Origin of the sequence: Amycolatopsis granulosa (genome assembly GCF_011758745.1) — a bacterium.
In the GTDB taxonomy this organism is placed as follows: Bacteria; Actinomycetota; Actinomycetes; order Mycobacteriales; family Pseudonocardiaceae; genus Amycolatopsis_E; species Amycolatopsis_E granulosa.
The window spans coordinates 4659283-4679415 of record NZ_JAANOV010000001.1; the positions used below are offsets into that span (position 1 = coordinate 4659283).

A 20133-nucleotide genomic window follows, 5' to 3' on the forward strand; every position below is an offset into this window, starting at 1 on the left:
GGCCGTATGTCTACGCGATCCCCCCTCGACGACCTCCGGGCCCGCCTGCCCGGTTTGATGCTGCGCGACGAACACCGGTTGCGCCGCCGGCTCGACGGTGCCCGCCGGGCGCGCGACCGTGATCGCGTGACGCGGGAGATCGCGGCCGACATCGAGGCCGCCGAGGCCCGCGTGCAGCGCCGCCGCCCCCCGGAGATCCGCTATCCGGAAGAGCTGCCGGTCAGCCGGCGCAAGGACGACATCGCCGCCGCGATCCGCGACCACCAGGTCGTGATCGTGGCGGGGGAGACCGGCTCGGGCAAGACCACCCAGCTGCCGAAGATCTGCCTCGAACTGGGCCTGGGCGTGCGCGGGCAGATCGGCCACACGCAGCCGCGGCGCCTCGCCGCGCGCACGGTCGCGGAACGGATCGCCGAGGAGCTCGGGACCGAGCTCGGCAGCACCGTCGGCTACAAGGTGCGGTTCACCGACTCCTCCGGTGACGACACCATGGTCAAGCTGATGACCGACGGCATCCTGCTCGCCGAGATCTCCAGCGACCGGATGCTGCGCCGCTATGACACGCTGATCATCGACGAGGCCCACGAGCGCAGCCTCAACATCGACTTCATCCTCGGCTACCTCAAGCAGCTCCTGCCGAAGCGGCCCGACCTGAAGGTGATCATCACCTCGGCGACCATCGACCCGGAACGGTTCGCCGCGCACTTCGGCGGGGCGCCGATCGTCGAGGTGTCCGGCCGCACCTACCCCGTCGAGGTCCGCTACCGCCCGATCGTCGATCCGGACGCCCCCGAGTCCGATCAGGACCGCGACCAGATCACCGCGATCGCCGACGCCGTCGGGGAGCTGTGCACCGAAGGCCCCGGCGACATCCTGGTGTTCCTGTCCGGTGAACGGGAGATCCGCGACACGGCCGACGCGCTGAACAAGCTCGACTTGCGGAACACCGAGGTGCTGCCGCTCTACGCGCGGCTCTCGGCGGCCGACCAGCACCGCGTGTTCAGCCGCCACAGCGGCCGCCGGATCGTGCTCGCCACCAACGTCGCCGAGACGTCGCTGACCGTGCCGGGCATCAAGTACGTCATCGACCCGGGTACGGCCCGCATCTCCCGGTACAGCCACCGCACCAAGGTGCAGCGGCTGCCCATCGAGCCGGTCTCGCAGGCGTCGGCGAACCAGCGGAAGGGGCGCTGCGGCCGCACCTCCGACGGTATCTGCATCCGGCTCTACAGCGAAGCGGATTTCCTGTCCCGGCCCGAGTTCACCGACCCGGAGATCCTGCGCACCAACCTCGCGTCGGTCATCCTGCAGATGACCTCGCTCGGGCTGGGCGACCTCGCCAAGTTCCCGTTCGTCGACCCGCCGGACCGCCGTCAGGTCACCGCGGGCGTCCAGTTGCTGCAGGAGCTCGGCGCGCTGGAGCAGTCCACTTCGGAGCGACGGCTCACCGACATCGGCCGGCGGCTCGCCCAGCTGCCGGTGGACCCGCGGCTTGGCCGGATGGTGCTGGAGGGCGCGCGCACCGGGTGCGTGCGCGAGGTGATGATCATCGCCGCCGCGCTGTCCATCCAGGACCCGCGGGAGCGGCCGGCGGACAAGCAGGAGGCCGCGGCGCAGCAGCACGCGCGCTTCGCCGACAGGACCTCGGACTTCCTGGCGTACCTGAACCTGTGGGAGTACCTGCGGGACCTGCAGAAGACGTTGTCGAACAACCAGTTCCGCAAGCGCTGCAAGGCCGAGTTCCTCAACTACCTGCGCGTGCGGGAGTGGCAGGACATCTACAGCCAGCTGCGGCAGCTCGCCAAACCGCTGGGCGTCACGCTCAACTCCGAACCGGCCGACCCGCAGCGTGTGCACACCGCGATGATCGCCGGGCTGCTCTCGCACATCGGGCTCAAGGACGTGGAGAAGGGCGACTACCTGGGTGCCCGCGGTACCCGGTTCTCGATCTTCCCCGGCTCGGCGCTGTTCAAGAAGCAGCCGCGCTGGGTGATGTCGGCCGAGCTGGTGGAGACCTCGAAGCTGTGGGGCCGGGTCAACGCGCGCGTCGAGCCGGAGTGGATCGAGCCGCTGGCGCAGCACGTCGTCAAGCGCACGTACTCCGAGCCGCACTGGGAACGCAAGCGCGGTGCGGTGGTGGCGTCGGAGCGGGTCACCCTCTACGGCGTCCCGCTCGTGGTCGGACGGAAGGTCGACTACGGCCGGATCGACCCGGAGACCTCGCGTGAGCTGTTCATCCGCCGCGCGCTGGTCGACGGCGACTGGGACACCCGCCACCGGTTCTTCACCGAGAACCGCGCCCTGCTCGACGAGGTCGAGGACCTGGAGAACCGCGCCCGGCGCCGGGACCTGCTGGTCGACGACGAGACGCTGTTCGAGTTCTACGACCAGCGCGTCGGCCCCGAGGTGGTGTCCGCGCGGCACTTCGACAGCTGGTGGAAGAAGGTCCGCGAGCAGCAGCCGGACCTGCTCAGCTTCGAAAAGGCCATGCTGCTCAACGAGGCCGCGCGGCAGGTGTCCGAATCGGACTACCCGGACACCTGGACGCAGGGCTCCCTGCGGTTCCCGCTGACCTACCAGTTCGAGCCGGGCGCCGACGCCGACGGGGTCACCGTGCACATCCCGGTCGCGGTGCTCAACCAGGTCACCCCGGACGGGTTCGACTGGCAGGTGCCGGGGCTGCGCGAGGAGCTGGTGACCGCCCTGATCAAGTCGCTGCCGAAGCAGCTGCGCCGCAACTTCGTGCCGGCGCCGGACACCGCCCAGGCGGTGCTGTCCCGGGTCGCGCCCGGTGACGGGCCGCTGCTCGACGTGGTGGCCCGGGAACTGGAGAGCCTGCGCGGCGTGCCGGTGCCACCGGACGCCTGGCAGCTCGGCGCGGTGCCCGACCACCTGCGGATGACCTTCCGCGTGGTGAACGACAAACGCCGCAAGCTCGCCGAGGGCAAGGACCTGGCGGTGCTCAAGGAGCGGCTGAGCGGCGAGGTGCGGGCGACGATCTCCGCGGCCGCGGACAGCATCGAGAAGGCCGGCCTGACCACGCCCGCGTTCGGGGAGCTGCCGAAGGTCTTCGCCGGGAAACGGCGCGGACACCAGGTCAAGGCGTATCCGGCGCTGGTCGACGAGGGTGACACGGTGGCCGTGCGGATGCTGGACACGCCGGTGCAGCAGCGGCAGCGGATGTGGCAGGGCACGCGGAAACTGTTGCGGCTCAACCTGCCCTCGCCGATGAAGTTCATCAACCGCAGCCTCACCAACCAGGCGAAGCTGGCGCTCAGCCGCAACCCGCACGGCAGCGTCGCGGCGCTGCTGGAGGACTGCGTCGACTGCGCGGTGGACAAGCTGATGGCGGACAACGGCGGACCGGTGTGGGACGAGGCCGGGTTCGGGGTGCTGCTGGAAAAGGTGCGCGGCGCGCTGAACCCGGCCGTGCTGGACGTGCTGTCCGAAGTGGAGAAGATCCTCGCGGCCGCGAACGAGGTGGAAGTGGCGCTGGCGGGCGCCCGTGGCCCGGCGGAGTCGCTGGCCGACATGCGCCGGCAGCTGTCCGGGCTGGTGTACCCGGGTTTCGTGACGGCGACGGGGTTCGACCGGCTGGGTAACGTGGTCCGCTACCTGCGCGGCATCGGCCGGCGGCTGGAGAAGCTGCCGTCCACCGGCACCAAGGACGTCGAGCTGATGCGCGACGTGGAGTGGGTGACGGGCGAGTACGAGGCGGCCGTGGCCGCGCTCCCGCCGGGTGTGCGGCCCGGTCCGGAGCTGATCGAGGTGCGGTGGATGATCGAGGAGCTGCGGGTGAGCTTCTTCGCGCAGACCCTGGGCACCGCGCACCCGGTGTCGGTGAAGCGGGTGATCCGGGCCCTGGACGAGGCGGCCTAGCGCCGCATCGGATCGACGTTCGCCCTGGACGGTCCGCAACGATGGCTTCGTGCAGGAGGAAGTCATTCCCGTTCTTCGTGTCCAGGACGCTGCGGCGGCGGTCGCCTGGTACGAGCGGCCGGGCTTCGCCAAGCAGTGGGAACACCGCTTCGAACCGGAGCTTCCCGCGTTCGTCGAGGTCGCCCGTGGCGGGGTGCGGTTGTTCTTGTCGGAGCACCAGGGCGATGCCCGTCCCGACACGCTGGTCTACCTCCGTACGGGTGAAGTCGAGGCCATCGCGTCCGAGTTCGGTGTGCAGGTGAAGGACGCTCCGTGGGCGCGTGAGGTCGAGCTGCGTGACCCCGACGGCAACCGGCTGCGGATCGGAACACCGACGGAGTGACCATCGCCGGCAGCTCGCGCCAGGGAAGCTGTGCCGGTGGTGCCCGAGGACGGCGAGCCGAAGGTGGTCTTCCGCCTGGACGAGTTCGGACCGCTCAACCCGGGCCGCGGTGGGCTGACCGCGGCGGACGACGTTGCCTGACGCGGCCTGGCACCGGTTTTTGTCGGTGCCCGGGAGCACAATGGTGCGGTGCAGGTGATCGTCGCGGAAGAGGAGGGCGGGGTCTTCGTCGTGCTCGGCCCGGCCGGGCGGCGGGAGGTGCCCGCCGGTGAGCTCGCGGGCCACCTCGCCGTGATCGAGCGCGCGCACGCCCCGCGCTGGGTGTTCCCGGCCGTCGACCGCCTGTACCCGGTGCTGCTGCGCGCCGGGCTGCGCGTCAGCCGCTGCCACGACCTGTCCTTGACCGAGGGGTTGCTGCTCGCCGCCGAGAACCGGGCGGGTCAGCCCAAGATGCTCCCGGCGGCGTGGGCCCGCCTGCACGGCCGGGAGGTACCGCCGGACCCACCGTCCCACGCCGATACCCAGCCGGTGCTGTTCCAGACCCGCGAGTCCGGTTTGCCCTCCGGCGTCGGTGTCGCCGAGGCCGCGCGGGAGGTGCTCGCCGACCAGGAGCGGCGCATCCGCGGCGTCGAGCACCCGGACCGGTTCCGCCTGCTGGTGGCGGCCGAATCGGCGAGCGCGCTCGTCGCCGCCGAGATGGGTGCCGACGGTCTGCCGTGGCGGGCGGACGTGCACGACGCGCTGCTCACCGAGCTGCTCGGTCCCCGGGTGCCGGCCGGGCAGCGGCCGAAGAAGCTGGTGGAGCTCGCGGCGCGGATCAGCGAGGCGTTCGGGGGGAAACCGGTCAACCCGGACAGCCCGCAGACGATCGTGCGCGCGTTCGGGCGGGAGGGTATCTCGATCCCGTCGGCGCGAGCGCACGTGCTGCGGAAGGTCGACCATCCCGCGGTACCGCTGCTCATCGAGTACCGCGAGCTGTCCCGGCTGCACTCGGCCAACGGCTGGGCCTGGCTGGACGAGTGGGTCGCCGACGGGCGGTTCCGCCCGTCGTGGGTGGTGGGCGGCGTGGTGTCCGGGCGGTGGGCCAGCTCGGGCGGGGGCGCGCTGCAGATCCCGAAGACGCTGCGCGTGTGCGTACGAGCCGATCCCGGCTGGAAACTCGTGGTGGCCGACGCCGCGCAGCTGGAGCCGCGGGTGTTGGCGGCGTTGTCCGGCGACCGGCGGCTGGCCGAGGCGTCGGCGTCGACGGACTTGTACGCGCGGCTGTCGGAGGCGTTGTTCGCCGGCACGATGACCGCCGAGGAGGGCCGGCCGCGCGCGAAGATCGCGATGCTGTCCGCGATGTACGGCGGCACCGCGGGGGAGGCCGCGTCGCTGCTCGCGTTGCTGCGGCAGCGCTTCCCGGACGCGGTGTCGTATGTGGAGCGTGCGGCGCAGGCGGGGGAGCGGGGGGAGCGGGTGCGGTCGCGGCTGGGCCGGGTGTCGCCGGCGCCGTCGGAGGCGTGGCGAGCGCTGACGGGCGGCGCGGACGAGGACGAGGGCCGCGCCCGTCAGGCGGCGCGCAACTGGGGCCGGTTCACGCGGAACTTCGTGGTGCAAGCCAGCGCGGCCGACTTCACGGCCGTCCTGCTCGCCACCCTCCGCCGGAAGCTCCCCGAACCGGCCCACCTGGTTTTCTTCCAGCACGACGAGGTCGTGGTGCACACCCCCGCGGACCTGGCCCCCCGGGTGGAAGCCGCCATCACCGAGGCCGTGGCCGAGTCCGCGGCACTGACGTTCGGGCCCGGGTGCCCGGTGCACTTCCCGATGGCGCCCACCACGGTCGACACCTACGCGGATGCCAAGTAGCGGGCCGTGCGAGATCCGCTGCCCTGCCCTCGCCGGGGGCCGCCGCGGACGATCGCTCCCCATCCGCATGCGTCGTCTCGGGCCGTCGAGTCGCACCGCACCTTCTCCGGCCGGTGGCGCGTTCGCACGCCGTTCCGCTACTGTCCAGTAACCAAGACATACCCTCAGTACGGCCGGCCCAATGGAGGTGCTGTCCATGCGCATTCCGCCCCGCTTGTCCGTTCTTCCTGGCAAGGTGGCGGAGACCGCCCGCGGGCTGGAGGTGATGTGGCGCGCCGGGCTCATCCCGTTCCCCCGGCTGGACGAGGGTGTGCGCAGCGTGATCGCGACCCAGAAGGTGGGGCCGTTCGCCGCGGCGGCGCAGGTGTCCGCCCGGCGCGCGCCGGGGGCGATCGGCCTGGTGGACGAGCTCGGGCCGCTCACGTTCCGGGAACTGGACCTCCGGCCGAACGCGCTGGCCCGCGCGTGGGCGGAGCGCGGGGTCCGGCCGGGGACGGTGATCGCGGCGTTGTGCCGGGACCACCGCGGCCTGGTCACGGTGATGATCGCCGCGGGCAAGATCGGTGCGCGCCTGCTGCTGATGAACACCGGTTTCGCGAAACCGCAGCTCACCGACGTCGCCGCGCGGGAGAACGTCGAGGTACTCGTCCACGACCAGGAGTTCACCGGGCTGCTGTCCGGCATCCCGGGCACGGTTGACCGGTACCTGGCCTGGGTGGACGACCCCGACCCGGACGACCGCGTTCCCGTGCTGGACGAGCTGATCGCCAGCACCGACGACCGCCCCCTGCCGCCGCCGCCCCGCCGCGGCGGGTTCGTGCTGCTCACCAGTGGCACCACCGGTACGCCGAAGGGTGCCCCGCGTGACCGGACCTCCGTGCTGGGCACCGTCCAGTTCCTGGACCGCATCCCGCTGCGGGCCGGGGAGGCCACGTTCCTCGGCGCGCCGATCTTCCACGGCACCGGGATCTCCCAGTTCATCCTGTCGTTCGCGCTCGGCTGCAAGGTCGTGCTGCGCCGCCGGTTCGATCCGGAGGCGACGCTGCGCGGCGTCGCCGAGCACCGGTGCACCGCGCTGGTCCTGGTGCCGACCATGCTGCAGCGCATCGTCGACCTCGGGCCGGAGGTGCTGGGCAAGTACGACAACTCGTCGCTGCGGATCATCTTCGTCGCCGGCTCCGCGCTCTCCCCCGACCTGGGCAACCGGGCCACCGAGGCGTTCGGCGAGGTGATCTACAACCTGTACGGCTCGACCGAGGTCGCGGTCGCCACCGTCGCCACCCCCGAGGACTGGCGCCGGGCTCCCGGCACCGTCGGCCGCCCGCCGGTGACCTGCCGGGTCCACCTCTACGACGAGCAGGGCAGGCGGATCACCGAACCGCACGTGACCGGGCGGGTGTTCGTCGGCAGCGGCCTGTCGTTCGAGGGCTACACCGACGGGCGGCACAAGGAGATCATCGACGGGTTGCTGTCCACCGGCGACGTCGGCCACTTCGACTCCGACGGGTTGCTGTTCATCGACGGCCGGGACGACGAGATGATCGTCTCCGGCGGCGAGAACGTGTTCCCGGTCGAGGTGGAGAACCTGCTCGTCGAGCACCCGGACGTGCTCGAGGCCGCGGTGGCCGGGGTGCCGGACGACGAGTTCGGGCAGCGTCTCAAGGCGTTCCTGGTGGTCAAGCCGGGCTCCGGGCTCGACGCCGACGCGATCCGCGACTACGTCAAGGCCAACCTGGCCCGGTACAAGGTGCCGCGTGACGTCGAATTCGTGCCCGAGCTGCCCCGCAACGCCACCGGGAAAATCCTGCGCAACAAGCTGGCCTGACGCGATCACCCGATTGAGTCAGGGATCTACCGGGACGGTCCGTTCGGCGACGCTGCCTTGCCGGTCGGCGCTGCCTCCGGCGGATCAGGTGACGGTATCGATCCGGTTCGGCACTATGAGTGATGTCGCGGCAGGCCGCGGCGGAATGCGCGGCCCCCTGCTGCCACAGGGAGCCGCGCGGTTGTCGACCCATCCGGAGAGGAAGGCATCAACGTGCCCACCGTACAACCCGGGCCGGAACGGCACCGGATAGTGCTCGACGAGTCGTTCTACGCCGTCGATCCGGCCACAGTGGACACCGCGTCACCGGTGCTCCGCCCGGCGCTGAGCCGCACCGTCGCGCACTGCGCCCCGGTGTGGCGGGTGGTCCTGATCGGGCTGGCGGCCGTGTCGGCGCTGGCGATGATCGCGTTCGCCTTGGTGAAGGCCATCCAGCCGGCCGTGCTGTGCATGCTGGTGCTGGTGCTGGTGAAGGCGGCCGACCACGTGGCCGGTCGCCGGTTCGAGCGGGCGTGACGCCGGGCCGGTCCACCGTGACCGGCCCCCTCACTCCCAGGAGATGCCGAACACCCCGGGCCCGTAGTCGAGCGCCACGGCGTGCACGCCGCCGGCGGTGTCCAGGTGCAGCGCACGCCGTTCCTCGTTCTCCGCGCCGGCGCGGCGCGCGTACTGCCAGCACTTCCGCAGCTCCCCGGCCTCGTCGAAGCGGATCTCCAGCAGGTACTCCCGGATCGGGCGGCGGAACTCGCGGTAGTAGGTGTTCTCGCAGTCGGGGTAGGGCGGGCCGCCGTTGGTCAGCGTGTATTCGATCAGGTACGTCTCGCCGCGGTGGATCGGCCGGTCGAACACCAGTTCGGCGACGGTCAGGCCGTGCTCGGGGTCGACCTCGACCCGCCCGCTGCGGCAGTTGCGCAGCTCGTGCAGGGTGGGCGCGGGCGCGCCGCCGTGGTCGTAGACGAGGATCCAGCGGTCCTGCTGGTCGGCGGTGGCGTGGAAGACCGAGCGCGTGGTCAGCGACCGCTGCCGCCCGCCCGCCGCGATCTCGCACCGGTCGTGCAGGTTGAGCAGGTTGAGCCGGTGCTGCTGCTCCAGTGCATGCGGTGCGCCCACGCGTTCCAGCAGGATGCGCAGCGCCTCCATCGGGAACTTCACGACCCCGTCCGCCTGGCGCCGGGACGGCAGCCCGCGCGGCCGGGGCGGCGGCAGCAGGGACAGCAGCTCCCCGCGTTGCAGGCCGAGGACGTCCTCGAGCACCCGCACCGCGGAGATCGAACTCTGCCGCTCGGGCTGCCGCTTGCCGGACTGCCAGTAGCTCAGCGCCGTGACGCTGACCGGCACACCACCGGCCTGCAACCGGGCCTGGATGCGGTCCAGGCTGAGACCACTGCGGGCGATCGCCGACCGGAGGGTTCTGGCGAACGGGCTCGGCACCGCGCGCTCGGACGTGGACACCTGTTACCACCTGGAAATCGACTTCGCCACCCCCGATCGTAGCAGTCAGTGACGCCCACTCGCCGGACAAGATCGCGCGGCGCAACCCCCGGACGGGCCCGGCCGTCCTTCCGGCGCCGCTGGTTACGCTGCCGGTGGAAACCGGCGAGCGAAAGGACGGCCGATGGGCGCCATCTACCTGATCCGGCACGGTCAGGCTTCCTTCGGCGCGGCCGACTACGACCAGCTCTCCGGTACCGGTGTCGAGCAGGGCGCGGTGGCCGGCGCCGAGCTGCTGCGCCGCAAGGTCCGCTGCACCGAGGGCCGGACCGGGTCGCTGGCCCGCCAGCGCGCCACCGCCGACATCGTCCTGGACTGGCTCGGCAGCGCCGCGCTGGCCAAGGAGGACCCGCGGTGGAACGAGTACGACCACGTCGACATCGTCGCCAACCACGGCGGCGGGGTGCGGCAGGACCCGGACGACCCGCGCGGCTACCAGGAGGTGCTCGACACCTCGCTGGCCGCGTGGGTGCGGGCCGGCGACCGCGGTCCGTGCACCGAGACCTGGCCCGTGTTCGCCGGGAGGGTGCGCGCCGCGCTGGCGGACCTGGCCGCCGTGCTGGGCAAGGGGGAGAGCGCGGTGGTGTTCACCTCCGGCGGGGTGATCGGCACGATCGCCGGGCACCTGCTCGGCGATCCGGAGATGGGGTTGCTGCGGCTGAACCGGGTCACCGTGAACTGCGGGATCACGAAGCTGGTGTCCGGACGGAGCGGGGTCTCGCTGGTGTCGTTCAACGAGCACTCGCACTTCGAGGGCCGGGACGCGCGGCTGCTCACGTACCGCTGATCGCCGGGAAAACGTCCTCGATCAGCGTCACCAGCGCCCGCGACAGCAGCGTGTGCACCTGGTCGCGGTCGAGGTCGCCGCGCAGCAACCATTCCCGTCCGGCCGCCTTGACCATGCCGCCGTAGGCGCGGACCAGCGCGTTGCACGTCTCCGCGTGCACGCTGTCGACCTTGACACCCAGCGCCTCCAGCACCCGCGCGGCGGAGCGCCGTTCGGCCTCGACGAGGATCGCCTCGACCTCGGGATCGCTGCCCAGCCCGTCCGGTGCGGTGGCGACCAGCCACGTCTTGCCCTGTCTGGTCACCAGGGTGAGGAACCAGTCGACCGCCACCCGCACCCTTTCCTCGAGCGGACCGTCGGTGACGATGTCCAGCGTCGCCTGCGGAAGTGTCACGGTCCGGCGGAGAACCGCCAGGTACAGCTCGCGTTTCGTGCCGAAGTAGTGGTTGATCAGCCCGCGCGCCACACCGGCGGCCGTGGCGATGTCCGACGTGGACACGTCGGCGTAGGGGCGCTCGCCGAACAGGCGTGCGGCGCAGGCGAAGATCTGCTCCCGGCGCTCGTCCGGTTCGAGTCGGCGCCACCGGGGCTCGGAGTCCGTCATGGGCGCCATGCTGGCACGGGCCACCCAGCCGAGTTGTCCTTTTCCGACATCTCGTGAAATACGTCATTCGATCGGTGGTCCGTGTTAAGAGCGTTACCCGGACGAAAGGGGCCGGGAATGCATGATCGAAATTCTGCCGGTATCGGAATTACGGGTCTAGTCGCCATTGTGCTGCTGGTCGTCGCGGCGGTCACTGTGGACTCGTGGCCATTGCTGGGCTCCCGGTTGATCTACGAAGCGGAATTCACGGAGGCCGGTGGCCTGGCGGTGGACGACGAGGTCCGCGTCGCCGGGGTGAAAGCCGGGTCCGTCGTGGGCGTCGCGCTGGACGGCGCCGTGGTCCGCGTGCGTTTTGCGGTCGAGGACGTCTGGCTGGGCGACCGGACCACCGCGGCCATCAAGCTCAAGACCGTGCTGGGCCAGAAGTACCTGGCGCTCGACCCGCTCGGGGACGCACCGCTGGACGACGTGATCCCGGCCGGGCGGACCACCGCGCCCTACGACGTGCTCGACGCGTTCCGCGACCTGTCGGCGACGGTGGACCAAGTGGACACCGGCCGGCTGGCGCAGTCGCTGGACGCGGTGTCGGCGGCGCTGTCCGGCCGCCCGGAGGTGCGCGGCGCGCTGGACGGGCTGTCGCGGCTGGCGGACATCGTGGCCACGCGCGACTCCTCGCTGTCGCGGCTGTTCCGCAACACCACCGAGGTGTCCCGCACGCTCGCGGACCGGGACGCCCAGCTGGTGCGGCTGCTGGCGGACGGGAACCTGGTGCTGCAGGAGGTGTCGGCGCGGGAACGGGCGATTTCGTCATTGCTGACCGGTTCGCTGGCCCTCTCCGATGAGCTGCGCGGGCTGGCCGGTGACAACGACGCCCAGCTCGGCCCGGTGCTGTCCGCACTGGACCAGCTGACGGCGATGCTGCAGCGCAACGAGGACGCACTGGCGACGGGCATCGCGCGGTTCGCGCCGTTCATCCGGCTGGCCACCAACGCGACCGGACAGGGGCACTGGGGCGACACCTACGTCTGCCTGCCGCTGGTCTCGCCCTGCTACTGAGGGGCAAGCGTTTCCCGGCCCCGCTACGAGCGGCGCCGCCGGCGGGGTTTCGCCGTGCTGCCCCGCAGCAGCACCTCGCCGGGCAGGCGGCGCACCCTGCCCCGGCTCGCACCGCCCGGATCCAGCGCCAGCTCGAGCGCCTCCGCACCGAGCCGTTCCAGCGGCAACGCCACCGTGGACAGCGGCGGCGCCAGGTCCCGCACCAGCGGCACGTCGTCGAACCCGGTGACCGACACGTCGTCCGGCACCGTCAGCCCCGCCGCACGCAGGGCGCTCACCGCCCCGACCGCCATCAGGTCCGACGCGGTCAGCACGCACGTCGCCCGGTGCCGGGCCGCCAGCAACGCGCCCGCCGCCGCGTAGCCGCCGTCCCGGTCGAACGACCCGGTGAACACGTCCCGTTCGGACAGTTCGATCCCCGCCGCCGCCAGCCCTTCCCGGAACCCGGTGACCCGATCCGCCACTGTGGTCAGCCGCTCCGGCCCGGTCACCACCGCGAACCGGCGGTGCCCCAGCCGGTGCATCGCCTCCGCCATCGCCCGCGCGCCGCCGCGGTTGTCCGGCGCGACGGTGTCCGCCTTGAGGGACCGGTGCCGCGTCACCACCGCGACCCGCCCGCCGCCACGGCGGTAGGGGTCCAGCTCGGCGACCATCCGCCGCTCCCACACCCGGTCCTCGAACGCCGACCCGGTCAGCAGGATCGCCGTCGCGCGCTGCGCCCGCAGCGTCGACACGCAGGCCAGCTCCCGATCCGGATCGGCGGACGTGCCGGCGAGCATCACCAGCAGCCCGTGGCTGTCGGCCACCTTCATCACCCCGCGCGTGATCGCCGCGAAGTACGGGTCGCTGATGTCGTGGCAGATCACCCCCACCGTCCGGCGCGAACCGCCGGCCAGCGCCTGCGCGTGCGCGTTCGGGGTGTACGCCAGCTCCGCGGCGGCCGACAGCACCCGCTCGCGCAGGTCGTCGCGCACCCGGGTGGTGCCGTTGAGCGCACGCGACGCTGTCGCGAGCGAGACCTCGGCGGTCCTCGCCACGTCCTCGAGCGTCACGTGCTGCCGGTCGCTCATCGTCCCTCCCCGCGGTCGACGTTGCGCCGAATTCTAGGTTGGTTTCCGGATTTCGCCTGGTCACGACCACCCGAGCGAGTGGGTCTCACTGCTCGTCGCGGCGGAAATACGCGCGCGCCCGCAGGCGTTGCGAATCACGGAGAACCCTGTCCCCGCGAAAGGACCCGCACATGCTCTACGGTGACGAACACGTCCGCCGGTACGAGGAGACCGATGGTGAAGTCGGTCACGACTGGGAGAAGGGCGCCCCGACGCTGATCCTCACCACCCGGGGCCGCAAGACCGGTCAGGAGCGGAAGTTCGCCCTCATCTACCAGGAGCACGAAGGCGCTTACGCGTTGGTCGCGTCCAATGGCGGCGCGCCCCGGCACCCGGGCTGGTACCTCAACCTGCAGGCCGACCCCGAGGTCAAGGTGCAGGTCAAGGCCGACAAGTTCGCCGCCAGGGCGCGCACCGCGACGGACGCCGAGCGCGAGGCGCTCTGGCCGAAGATGACGGCGGTGTGGCCGGACTACGACGAGTACCAGAAGAAGACCGATCGCAAGATCCCCGTCGTGGTGCTCGAGCGCGTCTGATCCGGGGCCGGTCGTGGGTCCGAGCACCCACGACCCGCCCATCCCCGAAGGCATAGGGTGGCGGGTATGAGTGCGCATTTCGACGTTGTGGTGCTGGGCGCCGGGCCCGGCGGGTATGTCGCGGCGATCCGGGCTTCGCAGCTCGGCCTGAAGACGGCGATCGTCGAGGAGAAGTACTGGGGCGGCGTGTGCCTGAACGTCGGGTGCATCCCGTCGAAGGCGCTGCTGCGCAACGCGGAGCTGGCCCACCTGGTCACCCAGGAGGCGAAGACCTTCGGCATCAGCTCGGACGGGCCGATCACCTTCGACTACGGCGCCGCGTTCGACCGCAGCCGCTCGGTCGCCGACGGCCGTGTCAAGGGCGTGCACTTCCTGATGAAGAAGAACAAGATCCAGGAGTTCACCGGGCGGGGCACGTTCACCGACGCGCACACCATCGAGGTCGCCGGGGAGAACGGCACCGAGACCGTCACCTTCGACCACTGCATCATCGCCGCCGGTGCCACCACCAAGCTGCTGCCGGGCACGCAGCTGTCCGAGCGCGTGGTCACCTACGAGGAGCAGATCCTCTCCCGCGAGCTGCCGGGCAGCATCATCATCGCCGGCGCCGGCGCGATCGGCGTCGAGTTCGCCTACGTGATGCACAACTACGGCGTCGACGTCACGATCGTCGAGTTCCTGGACCGCATGGTGCCGCTGGAGGACGCCGAGGTGTCCAAGGAGCTGGCCAAGCGCTACAAGAAGCTCGGCATCAAGGTCCTGACCGGCACGAAGGTCGAGAGCATCGACGACAGCGGCGCCAAGGTCAAGGTCACCGTCTCCAGCAACGGCAGCCGGCAGACCCTGGAAGCCGACAAGGTGCTGCAGGCGATCGGTTTCCAGCCGCGGGTCGAGGGCTACGGCCTGGAGAACACCGGTGTGGAGCTGACCGAGCGCCGCGCCATCGCGGTCGACGGCCGGTGCCGGACCAGCGTGCCGCACATCTTCGCGATCGGTGACGTCACCGCCAAGCTGATGCTGGCCCACGCGGCCGAGTCGATGGGCATCGTGGCGGCCGAGACGATCGGTGGCGTGGAGACCATGGAGCTCGACTACCGGATGATCCCGCGTGCCACGTACTGCCAGCCGCAGGTCGCCAGCTTCGGGCTGACCGAGGAGCAGGCGCGTGAAGAGGGCTACGACGTCCAGGTCGCCAAGTTCCCGTTCACGGCCAACGGCAAGGCCCACGGTCTCGCCGACCCGGGCGGGTTCGTCAAGATCCTGTCCGACGCCAAGTACGGCGAGCTGCTCGGCGCGCACCTGATCGGGCCGGACGTGACCGAGCTGCTGCCGGAGCTCACACTGGCGCAGCAGTGGGACCTGACCGTGCACGAGGTGGCACGCAACGTGCACGCGCACCCGACGCTCGGCGAGGCGGTCAAGGAGGCCATCCACGGTCTCGCCGGTCACATGATCAATTTCTGATTGACCTCCAGGAAACTAGAGGTGACATCGTCGGTCTCGTAGGTCGAGATCGAGGAGGTACCTCCATGAAGGCGGCGGCGTTCACCGAGTCCGGTGGCCCCGAAGTGTTGCGGACGATGGACCTCCCGGACCCCCAGGCGGGTCCGGGACAGGTCCGGGTCCGCGTGCGCGCGGCGGGCGTCCAGCCGTTCGACGCCGCGGTCCGGGCGGGCTGGGCGCCCCCCGCTGCCACGGACCTGAGCTGGCCCCGGGTTCCCGGCAACGAGTTCGCCGGAGTGGTCGACCAGGTCGGGGACGGGGCCGGCTGGTCCGTCGGGGACGAGGTGCTCGGCTTCAACGTGCTGCGCTGCTACGCCGAGTACGTGGTGGTCGGGGCGAACCAGATCACCGCGAAACCGGCGTCCATGCCGTGGACCGTGGCGGGTGGATTCACGGCAGGCACCCAGACCGCGTACCTGGCGCTGCGGCAGCTCGGCGTCGGCCAGGGCGACACGGTGCTGATCCACGCCGCGGCGGGCTCGGTGGGCACCGCGGCCGTCCAGCTGGCGCGGTTGTGGGGAGCGAGCGTGATCGGCACGGCCAGCGAGGCGAACCAGGAGTACGTGAGTTCCCTCGGCGCCACCCCGGTGGTCTACGGCGAGGGGCTGGCGGACCGGGTGCGCGCGCTCGCACCCGGCGGCGTGCACGCCGTCCTGGACGGCGCGGGCGGGGACGCGCTCGACCTGTCACTCACCCTGGTGAAGGAGCGTCAGCGCGTGCTCACCCTGGTGGACCACGGCCGGGCGGAGTCGCTGGGGGTTCAGCTGGTGCGGGGGGAGCGCACGCCCGAGCGGCTGGCCGAGGTGGCCGCGATGTACGCGCGGGGCGAGCTGAGCTTCCTGGTGCGGCGCACGTACGCGCTGGACGAGGCCGCCGAGGCGCACCGGGAGATCGAGACCGGCCACGGACGTGGCAAAGTCGTGCTGACGGTGTAGGTGGCGGCAGCCTCGGGAGGTCGCGCATGGGCGGGGTCGCGGTCGTGACGGGCGCGGGGTCGGGAATCGGCCGCGAGGTGGCGCGGGAGCTGCTGCGCGCGGGCTACCGGGTGGCGCTGTGCGGCCGGCGGCCCGGTCCGCTGGAGGAGACCGCGGCCGGTGCGCCGGACGCCCTCGTCCACGCGGCGGACGTGGCCGACCCCGCCCAGGTCCAGGCCCTCTTCGCGGCGGTGACCGACCGCTGGGGCCGGGTCGACGTGCTGTTCAACAACGCCGGCACGTTCGGCCCCGCCGGTGACCCGGACGACATCCCGGTCGAGGCGTGGCAGCAGACGGTGGCGGTCAACCTGACCGGCGCGTTCCTGTGTGCGCGGGAGGCGTTCCGGATCATGAAGCACCAGGACCCGCGCGGCGGCCGCATCATCAACAACGGCTCCATCTCGGCGCACGCGCCGCGCCCCGGAAGCGCCGCGTACACGTCGACGAAGCACGCGATCACCGGCCTGACGAAGTCGCTGTCCCTGGACGGGCGCCCGTACGACATCGCCTGTGGCCAACTCGACATCGGCAACGCGGCGACGGACATGACGGCGGGCATCGCGCGCGGTGCCCGCCAGGCGGACGGCCGCGAACTGCCCGAACCCACCTTCGACGCCGGACACGTGGCCGAGGCCGTCCGGTACATGGCGGACCTGCCACTGACCGCGAACGTGCAGTTCATGACGGTGACGGCTACGAAGATGCCGTTCATCGGCCGAGGCTGAAACGTTCCCCCGCCATCCGGCGATAGGGGAAGTGACGTTGACTAAACTGCCAGGTCAGAACTGTCGGCAGGGTTGTCGGCGCCAGGCCCTCGTAGCTCAGCCGGATAGAGCAAGAGCCTTCTAATCTCTAGGTCGCAGGTTCGAGTCCTGCCGGGGGCACATCTTGGCTGGTCAGGACCCCGACATCCGATCAAGGCCCTGACCGGCCCCTGCTCAACCCTCGTTTTTCGGCGGGTTCACCTGCGGGAACGCCGCAGCCTCGGGCTCCTACGCCCACACGCTCCGCTCGTCACACCCCGCTGACCGGTCAGATCCCGAACGTCGCCACCGGCGCCGTGGTGGGCTGGGGTGAGCCGCCCGCGGGTTCGACGGTCATGGCGATCTGCTGGACACCTCGCAGCCCGTCGAACAGCAGCGGCTCGCCGCCCAGCACGCCGATCGAACGCGGCGTCCCGCCGGCGAGCGTCCACGCCTGGTAGGCCGAGCCGGGAGGTGTGGCGGGCATGCCGGACACCAGCAGCAGCCCCCGGTCCAGCCGCTGCGAGACCAGCACGGTGCCGTGCTGCCCGGGCACGGCACGCAGGTCCGGCGCCGACAGCAGTTCGGCGATCGCGTTGTCGCGGGCCTGGGTCTGGGCCAGCTCCCCGCGGGCGGCCGTGAGCTGCCCGGACGTGCGGACCGCCACCACGCCGAGTCCGGCCGCCACCGCGACGGCGACCGCCGCGGCCACCGACACGAGCCGGAGCGCGAGGCGACGACGCGGCCTGCCGGACGTGACCGGGGGGTCTTGGCGCGTCTCCGCGATCCGGGTGAGCACCTGGGACTTCAGGCCCGGCGGCGGGGGCTGTGACACGGCGAGCCCGAGGCGGGCGGTGGTGGCACGCAGTTCGGCGACCTCCCGGGTGCACTCGGCGCATTCGGCCATGTGCCGTTCGAACCGGCGCCGCTCCACCTCGTCCAGCGCGTCCAGCGCGTACGCACCGGTGAGCAGGTGCACGTCGGGCGTGGTCATCGGGTCACCCCCAGGCAGTCCCGCAGGCGGATCAGCCCGTCCCGCAACCGTGTCTTGATCGTCCCCAGTGGACAGTCCAGCAGCTCGGCGACCTCCGGGTAGGTCTTGCCGCCGTAGTAGGCCAGCACGACGGACTCGCGCTGCAGCTCGGTCAGCGTGGACAGGCAGCGGCGCACCTGCTCACGCTCCAGCCGGGCGGTCACCGCCTCGGCGACCTCGTCGAACTCCCGCCCCGATGCCATCGCCTGCGTCTTCTGCTCGCGGTCGACGCGGGCTTGCGCCGATCGCACCCGGTCGACCGCCCGGCGGTGCGCCAGGGTCAGCGCCCAGTTCACCGCGCTGCCCCGCGCGGGATCGAAACGCGCCGCGGTCCGCCACAGCTCCACCAGTACCTCCTGCGCGACCTCCTCCGACTGGGCTACATCGCGCACGACCCGGCGCACGACGCCGTACACCGGCCCCGCCACCACCTCATACAGCCGCTCGAACGCGACCTCACTGCCCCGAGCCACCTCAACGAGCAGGTCGTCGGCGCCCGGGCCGGCGCTGCCCGGCACAGGCACCGGGCCTGCTCGCACGGAGTCGTCCATCGCCCCATCCTCTCCCGGCGCGAGTGCGGCCGGACAGGGGTGATTCGCAGCGGGAGGCGCCGCGGATTGGCCTGTCCGCGGTCCGGGAAAAATTTCCGGCACCGGGACCAATACTTCGGGCCGCGGGCTCCGAAGACCAGACATGACTGCGAGCGGCCCGACCACGACGGAACCCCAGGCCCGGACGAGGCCGGGTGCGCCGGTGGGGGCGTTGTGCGGGGTGCTGGCGTTGCTGGCGGCCCTGGCGGTGGGGCATCTCGTCGCTGGGTTCATCAGCGTCAACGCTTCTCCGTACCTGGCGGTGGGAAACGGGGCGATCGATCTGACCCCGGTGGAGTTGAAGGACTTCGCCGTTCGCACGTTCGGCACGCACGACAAGCTGGTGCTGCTGTCGGGTATGGCGGTGGTGCTGGTGGGGGCCGCCGCGCTGGCCGGACTCGCGTCGCGGCGTTCGCCGTGGCCCGGCACCGCCGTGTTCGCCCTGTTCGGGGTGGTGGGGATCGTCGCGGTCGCGGTGCGCCCGGACCTCGGACCGGTCGCGATCCTCGCGCCGCTCGCGAGCCTGGTGGCGGGGGTGGGAGTGTTCCGGCTGCTGCACCGGGCGGCGCGAACCCGGAGCGGCGGACGTGACGAGCCACGGGCAGGCAAGTCCCGGCGATCGTTCCTGGTCACCGGCGCGGGGGTGCTGGCGGGCTCGGCGGTGGCCGGGGTGGGGGGCCAGCTCCTCGGTTCCACCCGCGACGCCACGGCGTCCCGGGCGGCGGTGGGCCGGCTGGTGCCCGTGCGCACGGCTCCGGCGATCCCGGTCGACGCGGATTTCGCCAAGCTCGGCACCCCACCGTTCCTGACACCCAACCGTGAGTTCTACCGGGTGGACACCGCGCTGACCGTGCCGCAGGTGCGCACCGAGGACTGGTCGCTGCGCATCCACGGCATGGTGGAGGAGGAGAAGACCTACCGCTATTCCGACATCCGCAACCGGCCCCTCGTCGAGCGCACCATCACGATGACATGCGTTTCCAACGAGGTCGGGGGACCGTATGTGTCCACGGCCAACTTCGTCGGCGTCGACCTGGCGGACCTGCTGGAGGAAGCCGGTGTCCAGCACGGAGCGGAGCAGCTGTACGCGTCCAGTGTGGACGGGTGGACCTCCGGCACCCCGGTCGCCGCGGTGCTCGACCGCGGTCGCGGTGCGATGCTGGCGCTGGGCATGAACGGGGAACCGCTGCCGCTGGAGCACGGCTTTCCCGCCAGGCTGGTGACTCCCGGCCTGTACGGGTACGTGTCGGCGACCAAGTGGGTCGTCGACCTGGAGGTCACCACGTGGGCGGCGCGGCAGGCGTACTGGCTCAAGCGCGGCTGGGGTGAGCAGGCGCCGATCAAAACCGAGTCCCGGATCGACACACCCAAGGGATTCCAGACCCTGCCGGCCGGAACGGTGCGCGTCGCCGGCGTGGCCTGGGCCCAGCACACCGGCATCAACAAGGTGGAAGTCCGACTCGACAACGGTCCGTGGCAGCAGGCGACCCTCTCCGCACAGGTCAATGTGGACACCTGGCGCATGTGGTGGTCCGAACTGCGGGTCCCGCCCGGATCACACCAGGTCACCTGCCGCGCCGTGGACCGCACCGGCTACACCCAGACGCAGGACCGCGCCGGTACCGTCCCCGACGGAGCCACCGGCTGGCACACCATCACCTTCACCACGAAGTGAGACGTCCGGAATTTCTCCGAGTTTCCGCCAATCCGGTGCCGCACCGGCTTCGAATACCGGATGACAGCACGGACACGGCCTTTCGCCCCCGTGACACC

17 protein-coding genes and 1 tRNA gene are annotated in these 20133 nt (G+C 71.5%); 13 read left to right on the top strand and 5 right to left on the bottom strand.

The annotated features are described in order from the left end of the window. The first annotated feature begins 6 nt into the window (after positions 1–6). From hrpA to FHX45_RS22915, 5 genes are all read left to right on the top strand, one after another. Positions 7–3879 (top strand): ATP-dependent RNA helicase HrpA, encoded by a 3873-nt coding sequence (hrpA, locus tag FHX45_RS22890; protein ID WP_167105655.1) that lies wholly within the window; start codon positions 7–9, stop codon positions 3877–3879. Positions 3880–3928: 49 nt separating this feature from the next. Continuing rightward, positions 3929–4261, top strand: coding sequence for a glyoxalase superfamily protein (locus FHX45_RS22895; RefSeq protein WP_167105658.1), 333 nt, complete (start codon positions 3929–3931; stop codon positions 4259–4261). A gap of 189 nt (positions 4262–4450) precedes the next feature. Further along, positions 4451–6109: a bifunctional 3'-5' exonuclease/DNA polymerase gene (locus tag FHX45_RS22905; RefSeq protein ID WP_167105661.1), complete on the top strand. Its 1659-nt coding sequence runs from the start codon at positions 4451–4453 to the stop codon at positions 6107–6109. Between the two features lie 196 nt (positions 6110–6305). Then, a complete protein-coding gene (locus FHX45_RS22910; protein ID WP_167105664.1) occupies positions 6306–7934 on the top strand; it encodes an acyl-CoA synthetase in 1629 nt (542 codons plus the stop codon). Between the two features lie 213 nt (positions 7935–8147). Beyond that, positions 8148–8450 (top strand): hypothetical protein, encoded by a 303-nt coding sequence (locus FHX45_RS22915; protein ID WP_208406056.1) that lies wholly within the window; start codon positions 8148–8150, stop codon positions 8448–8450. A gap of 30 nt (positions 8451–8480) precedes the next feature. Here FHX45_RS22915 and FHX45_RS22920 read toward each other — a convergent pair whose 3' ends face one another. After that, positions 8481–9386 (bottom strand): hypothetical protein, encoded by a 906-nt coding sequence (locus FHX45_RS22920; protein ID WP_167105667.1) that lies wholly within the window; start codon positions 9384–9386, stop codon positions 8481–8483. 163 nt (positions 9387–9549) lie between these two features. Here FHX45_RS22920 and FHX45_RS22925 point away from each other — a divergent pair, with 163 nt between their 5' ends. Next, a complete protein-coding gene (locus FHX45_RS22925; protein WP_167105670.1) occupies positions 9550–10212 on the top strand; it encodes a histidine phosphatase family protein in 663 nt (220 codons plus the stop codon). Here FHX45_RS22925 and FHX45_RS22930 read toward each other — a convergent pair. Further along, the gene (locus FHX45_RS22930; protein ID WP_167105673.1) at positions 10199–10816 is read right to left on the bottom strand and encodes a TetR/AcrR family transcriptional regulator; all 618 of its coding nucleotides are present in this window, start codon (positions 10814–10816) and stop codon (positions 10199–10201) included. The genes FHX45_RS22925 and FHX45_RS22930 overlap by 14 nt on opposite strands. A 117-nt stretch (positions 10817–10933) precedes the next feature. Here FHX45_RS22930 and FHX45_RS22935 point away from each other — a divergent pair, with 117 nt between their 5' ends. After that, complete coding sequence (locus FHX45_RS22935; protein ID WP_167105676.1) at positions 10934–11872, top strand: MCE family protein; 939 nt, start codon at positions 10934–10936, stop codon at positions 11870–11872. A 23-nt stretch (positions 11873–11895) separates the two neighbouring features. On the opposite strand, the gene FHX45_RS22940 is transcribed toward FHX45_RS22935, so the two are convergent. Then, entirely contained in the window at positions 11896–12942 is a 1047-nt protein-coding gene (locus FHX45_RS22940) for a LacI family DNA-binding transcriptional regulator (RefSeq protein ID WP_167105679.1), read from the bottom strand. Between the two features lie 170 nt (positions 12943–13112). Between FHX45_RS22940 and FHX45_RS22945 the strand changes: the two genes are divergently transcribed. From FHX45_RS22945 to FHX45_RS22965, 5 genes are all read left to right on the top strand, one after another. Continuing rightward, entirely contained in the window at positions 13113–13517 is a 405-nt protein-coding gene (locus tag FHX45_RS22945) for a nitroreductase family deazaflavin-dependent oxidoreductase (protein ID WP_167105682.1), read from the top strand. Positions 13518–13583: 66 nt separating this feature from the next. Further along, the gene (lpdA, locus tag FHX45_RS22950) at positions 13584–14981 is read left to right on the top strand and encodes a dihydrolipoyl dehydrogenase (protein WP_167105684.1); all 1398 of its coding nucleotides are present in this window, start codon (positions 13584–13586) and stop codon (positions 14979–14981) included. 65 nt (positions 14982–15046) lie between these two features. After that, on the top strand, positions 15047–15955 hold the full coding sequence (locus FHX45_RS22955) for an NADP-dependent oxidoreductase (protein WP_167105687.1): 909 nt from the start codon (positions 15047–15049) through the stop codon (positions 15953–15955). Positions 15956–15981: 26 nt separating this feature from the next. Then, a complete protein-coding gene (locus tag FHX45_RS22960; protein WP_167105690.1) occupies positions 15982–16719 on the top strand; it encodes an SDR family oxidoreductase in 738 nt (245 codons plus the stop codon). Positions 16720–16804: 85 nt separating this feature from the next. Continuing rightward, positions 16805–16878, top strand: a tRNA-Arg gene (locus FHX45_RS22965). 148 nt (positions 16879–17026) lie between these two features. Here the strand turns inward: FHX45_RS22965 and FHX45_RS22970 are convergent. Both FHX45_RS22970 and sigK read right to left on the bottom strand, forming a co-directional pair. Further along, the gene (locus FHX45_RS22970; protein ID WP_167105693.1) at positions 17027–17731 is read right to left on the bottom strand and encodes an anti-sigma factor; all 705 of its coding nucleotides are present in this window, start codon (positions 17729–17731) and stop codon (positions 17027–17029) included. After that, entirely contained in the window at positions 17728–18321 is a 594-nt protein-coding gene (gene sigK, locus FHX45_RS22975; RefSeq protein WP_167105696.1) for an ECF RNA polymerase sigma factor SigK, read from the bottom strand. The genes FHX45_RS22970 and sigK overlap by 4 nt, the downstream gene beginning before the upstream one ends. Positions 18322–18463: 142 nt before the next feature. Between sigK and FHX45_RS22980 the strand changes: the two genes are divergently transcribed. Next, a complete protein-coding gene (locus FHX45_RS22980; protein WP_167105699.1) occupies positions 18464–20035 on the top strand; it encodes a molybdopterin-dependent oxidoreductase in 1572 nt (523 codons plus the stop codon). Positions 20036–20133 lie beyond the last annotated feature (98 nt).

Excerpts from the sequence above, each read along its gene's own strand:
- hrpA (WP_167105655.1), top strand. The coding sequence starts at position 7 with ATGTCTACGCGATCCCCCCTCGACGACCTCCGGGCCCGCCTGCCCGGT.
- FHX45_RS22910 (WP_167105664.1), top strand. The coding sequence starts at position 6,306 with ATGCGCATTCCGCCCCGCTTGTCCGTTCTTCCTGGCAAGGTGGCGGAG.
- FHX45_RS22925 (WP_167105670.1), top strand. The coding sequence starts at position 9,550 with ATGGGCGCCATCTACCTGATCCGGCACGGTCAGGCTTCCTTCGGCGCG.
- FHX45_RS22930 (WP_167105673.1), bottom strand. The coding sequence starts at position 10,816 with ATGACGGACTCCGAGCCCCGGTGGCGCCGACTCGAACCGGACGAGCGC.
- FHX45_RS22935 (WP_167105676.1), top strand. The coding sequence starts at position 10,934 with ATGCATGATCGAAATTCTGCCGGTATCGGAATTACGGGTCTAGTCGCC.
- FHX45_RS22940 (WP_167105679.1), bottom strand. The coding sequence starts at position 12,942 with ATGAGCGACCGGCAGCACGTGACGCTCGAGGACGTGGCGAGGACCGCC.
- FHX45_RS22945 (WP_167105682.1), top strand. The coding sequence starts at position 13,113 with ATGCTCTACGGTGACGAACACGTCCGCCGGTACGAGGAGACCGATGGT.
- lpdA (WP_167105684.1), top strand. The coding sequence starts at position 13,584 with ATGAGTGCGCATTTCGACGTTGTGGTGCTGGGCGCCGGGCCCGGCGGG.
- FHX45_RS22955 (WP_167105687.1), top strand. The coding sequence starts at position 15,047 with ATGAAGGCGGCGGCGTTCACCGAGTCCGGTGGCCCCGAAGTGTTGCGG.
- FHX45_RS22960 (WP_167105690.1), top strand. The coding sequence starts at position 15,982 with ATGGGCGGGGTCGCGGTCGTGACGGGCGCGGGGTCGGGAATCGGCCGC.
- FHX45_RS22970 (WP_167105693.1), bottom strand. The coding sequence starts at position 17,731 with ATGACCACGCCCGACGTGCACCTGCTCACCGGTGCGTACGCGCTGGAC.
- sigK (WP_167105696.1), bottom strand. The coding sequence starts at position 18,321 with ATGGACGACTCCGTGCGAGCAGGCCCGGTGCCTGTGCCGGGCAGCGCC.
- FHX45_RS22980 (WP_167105699.1), top strand. The coding sequence starts at position 18,464 with ATGACTGCGAGCGGCCCGACCACGACGGAACCCCAGGCCCGGACGAGG.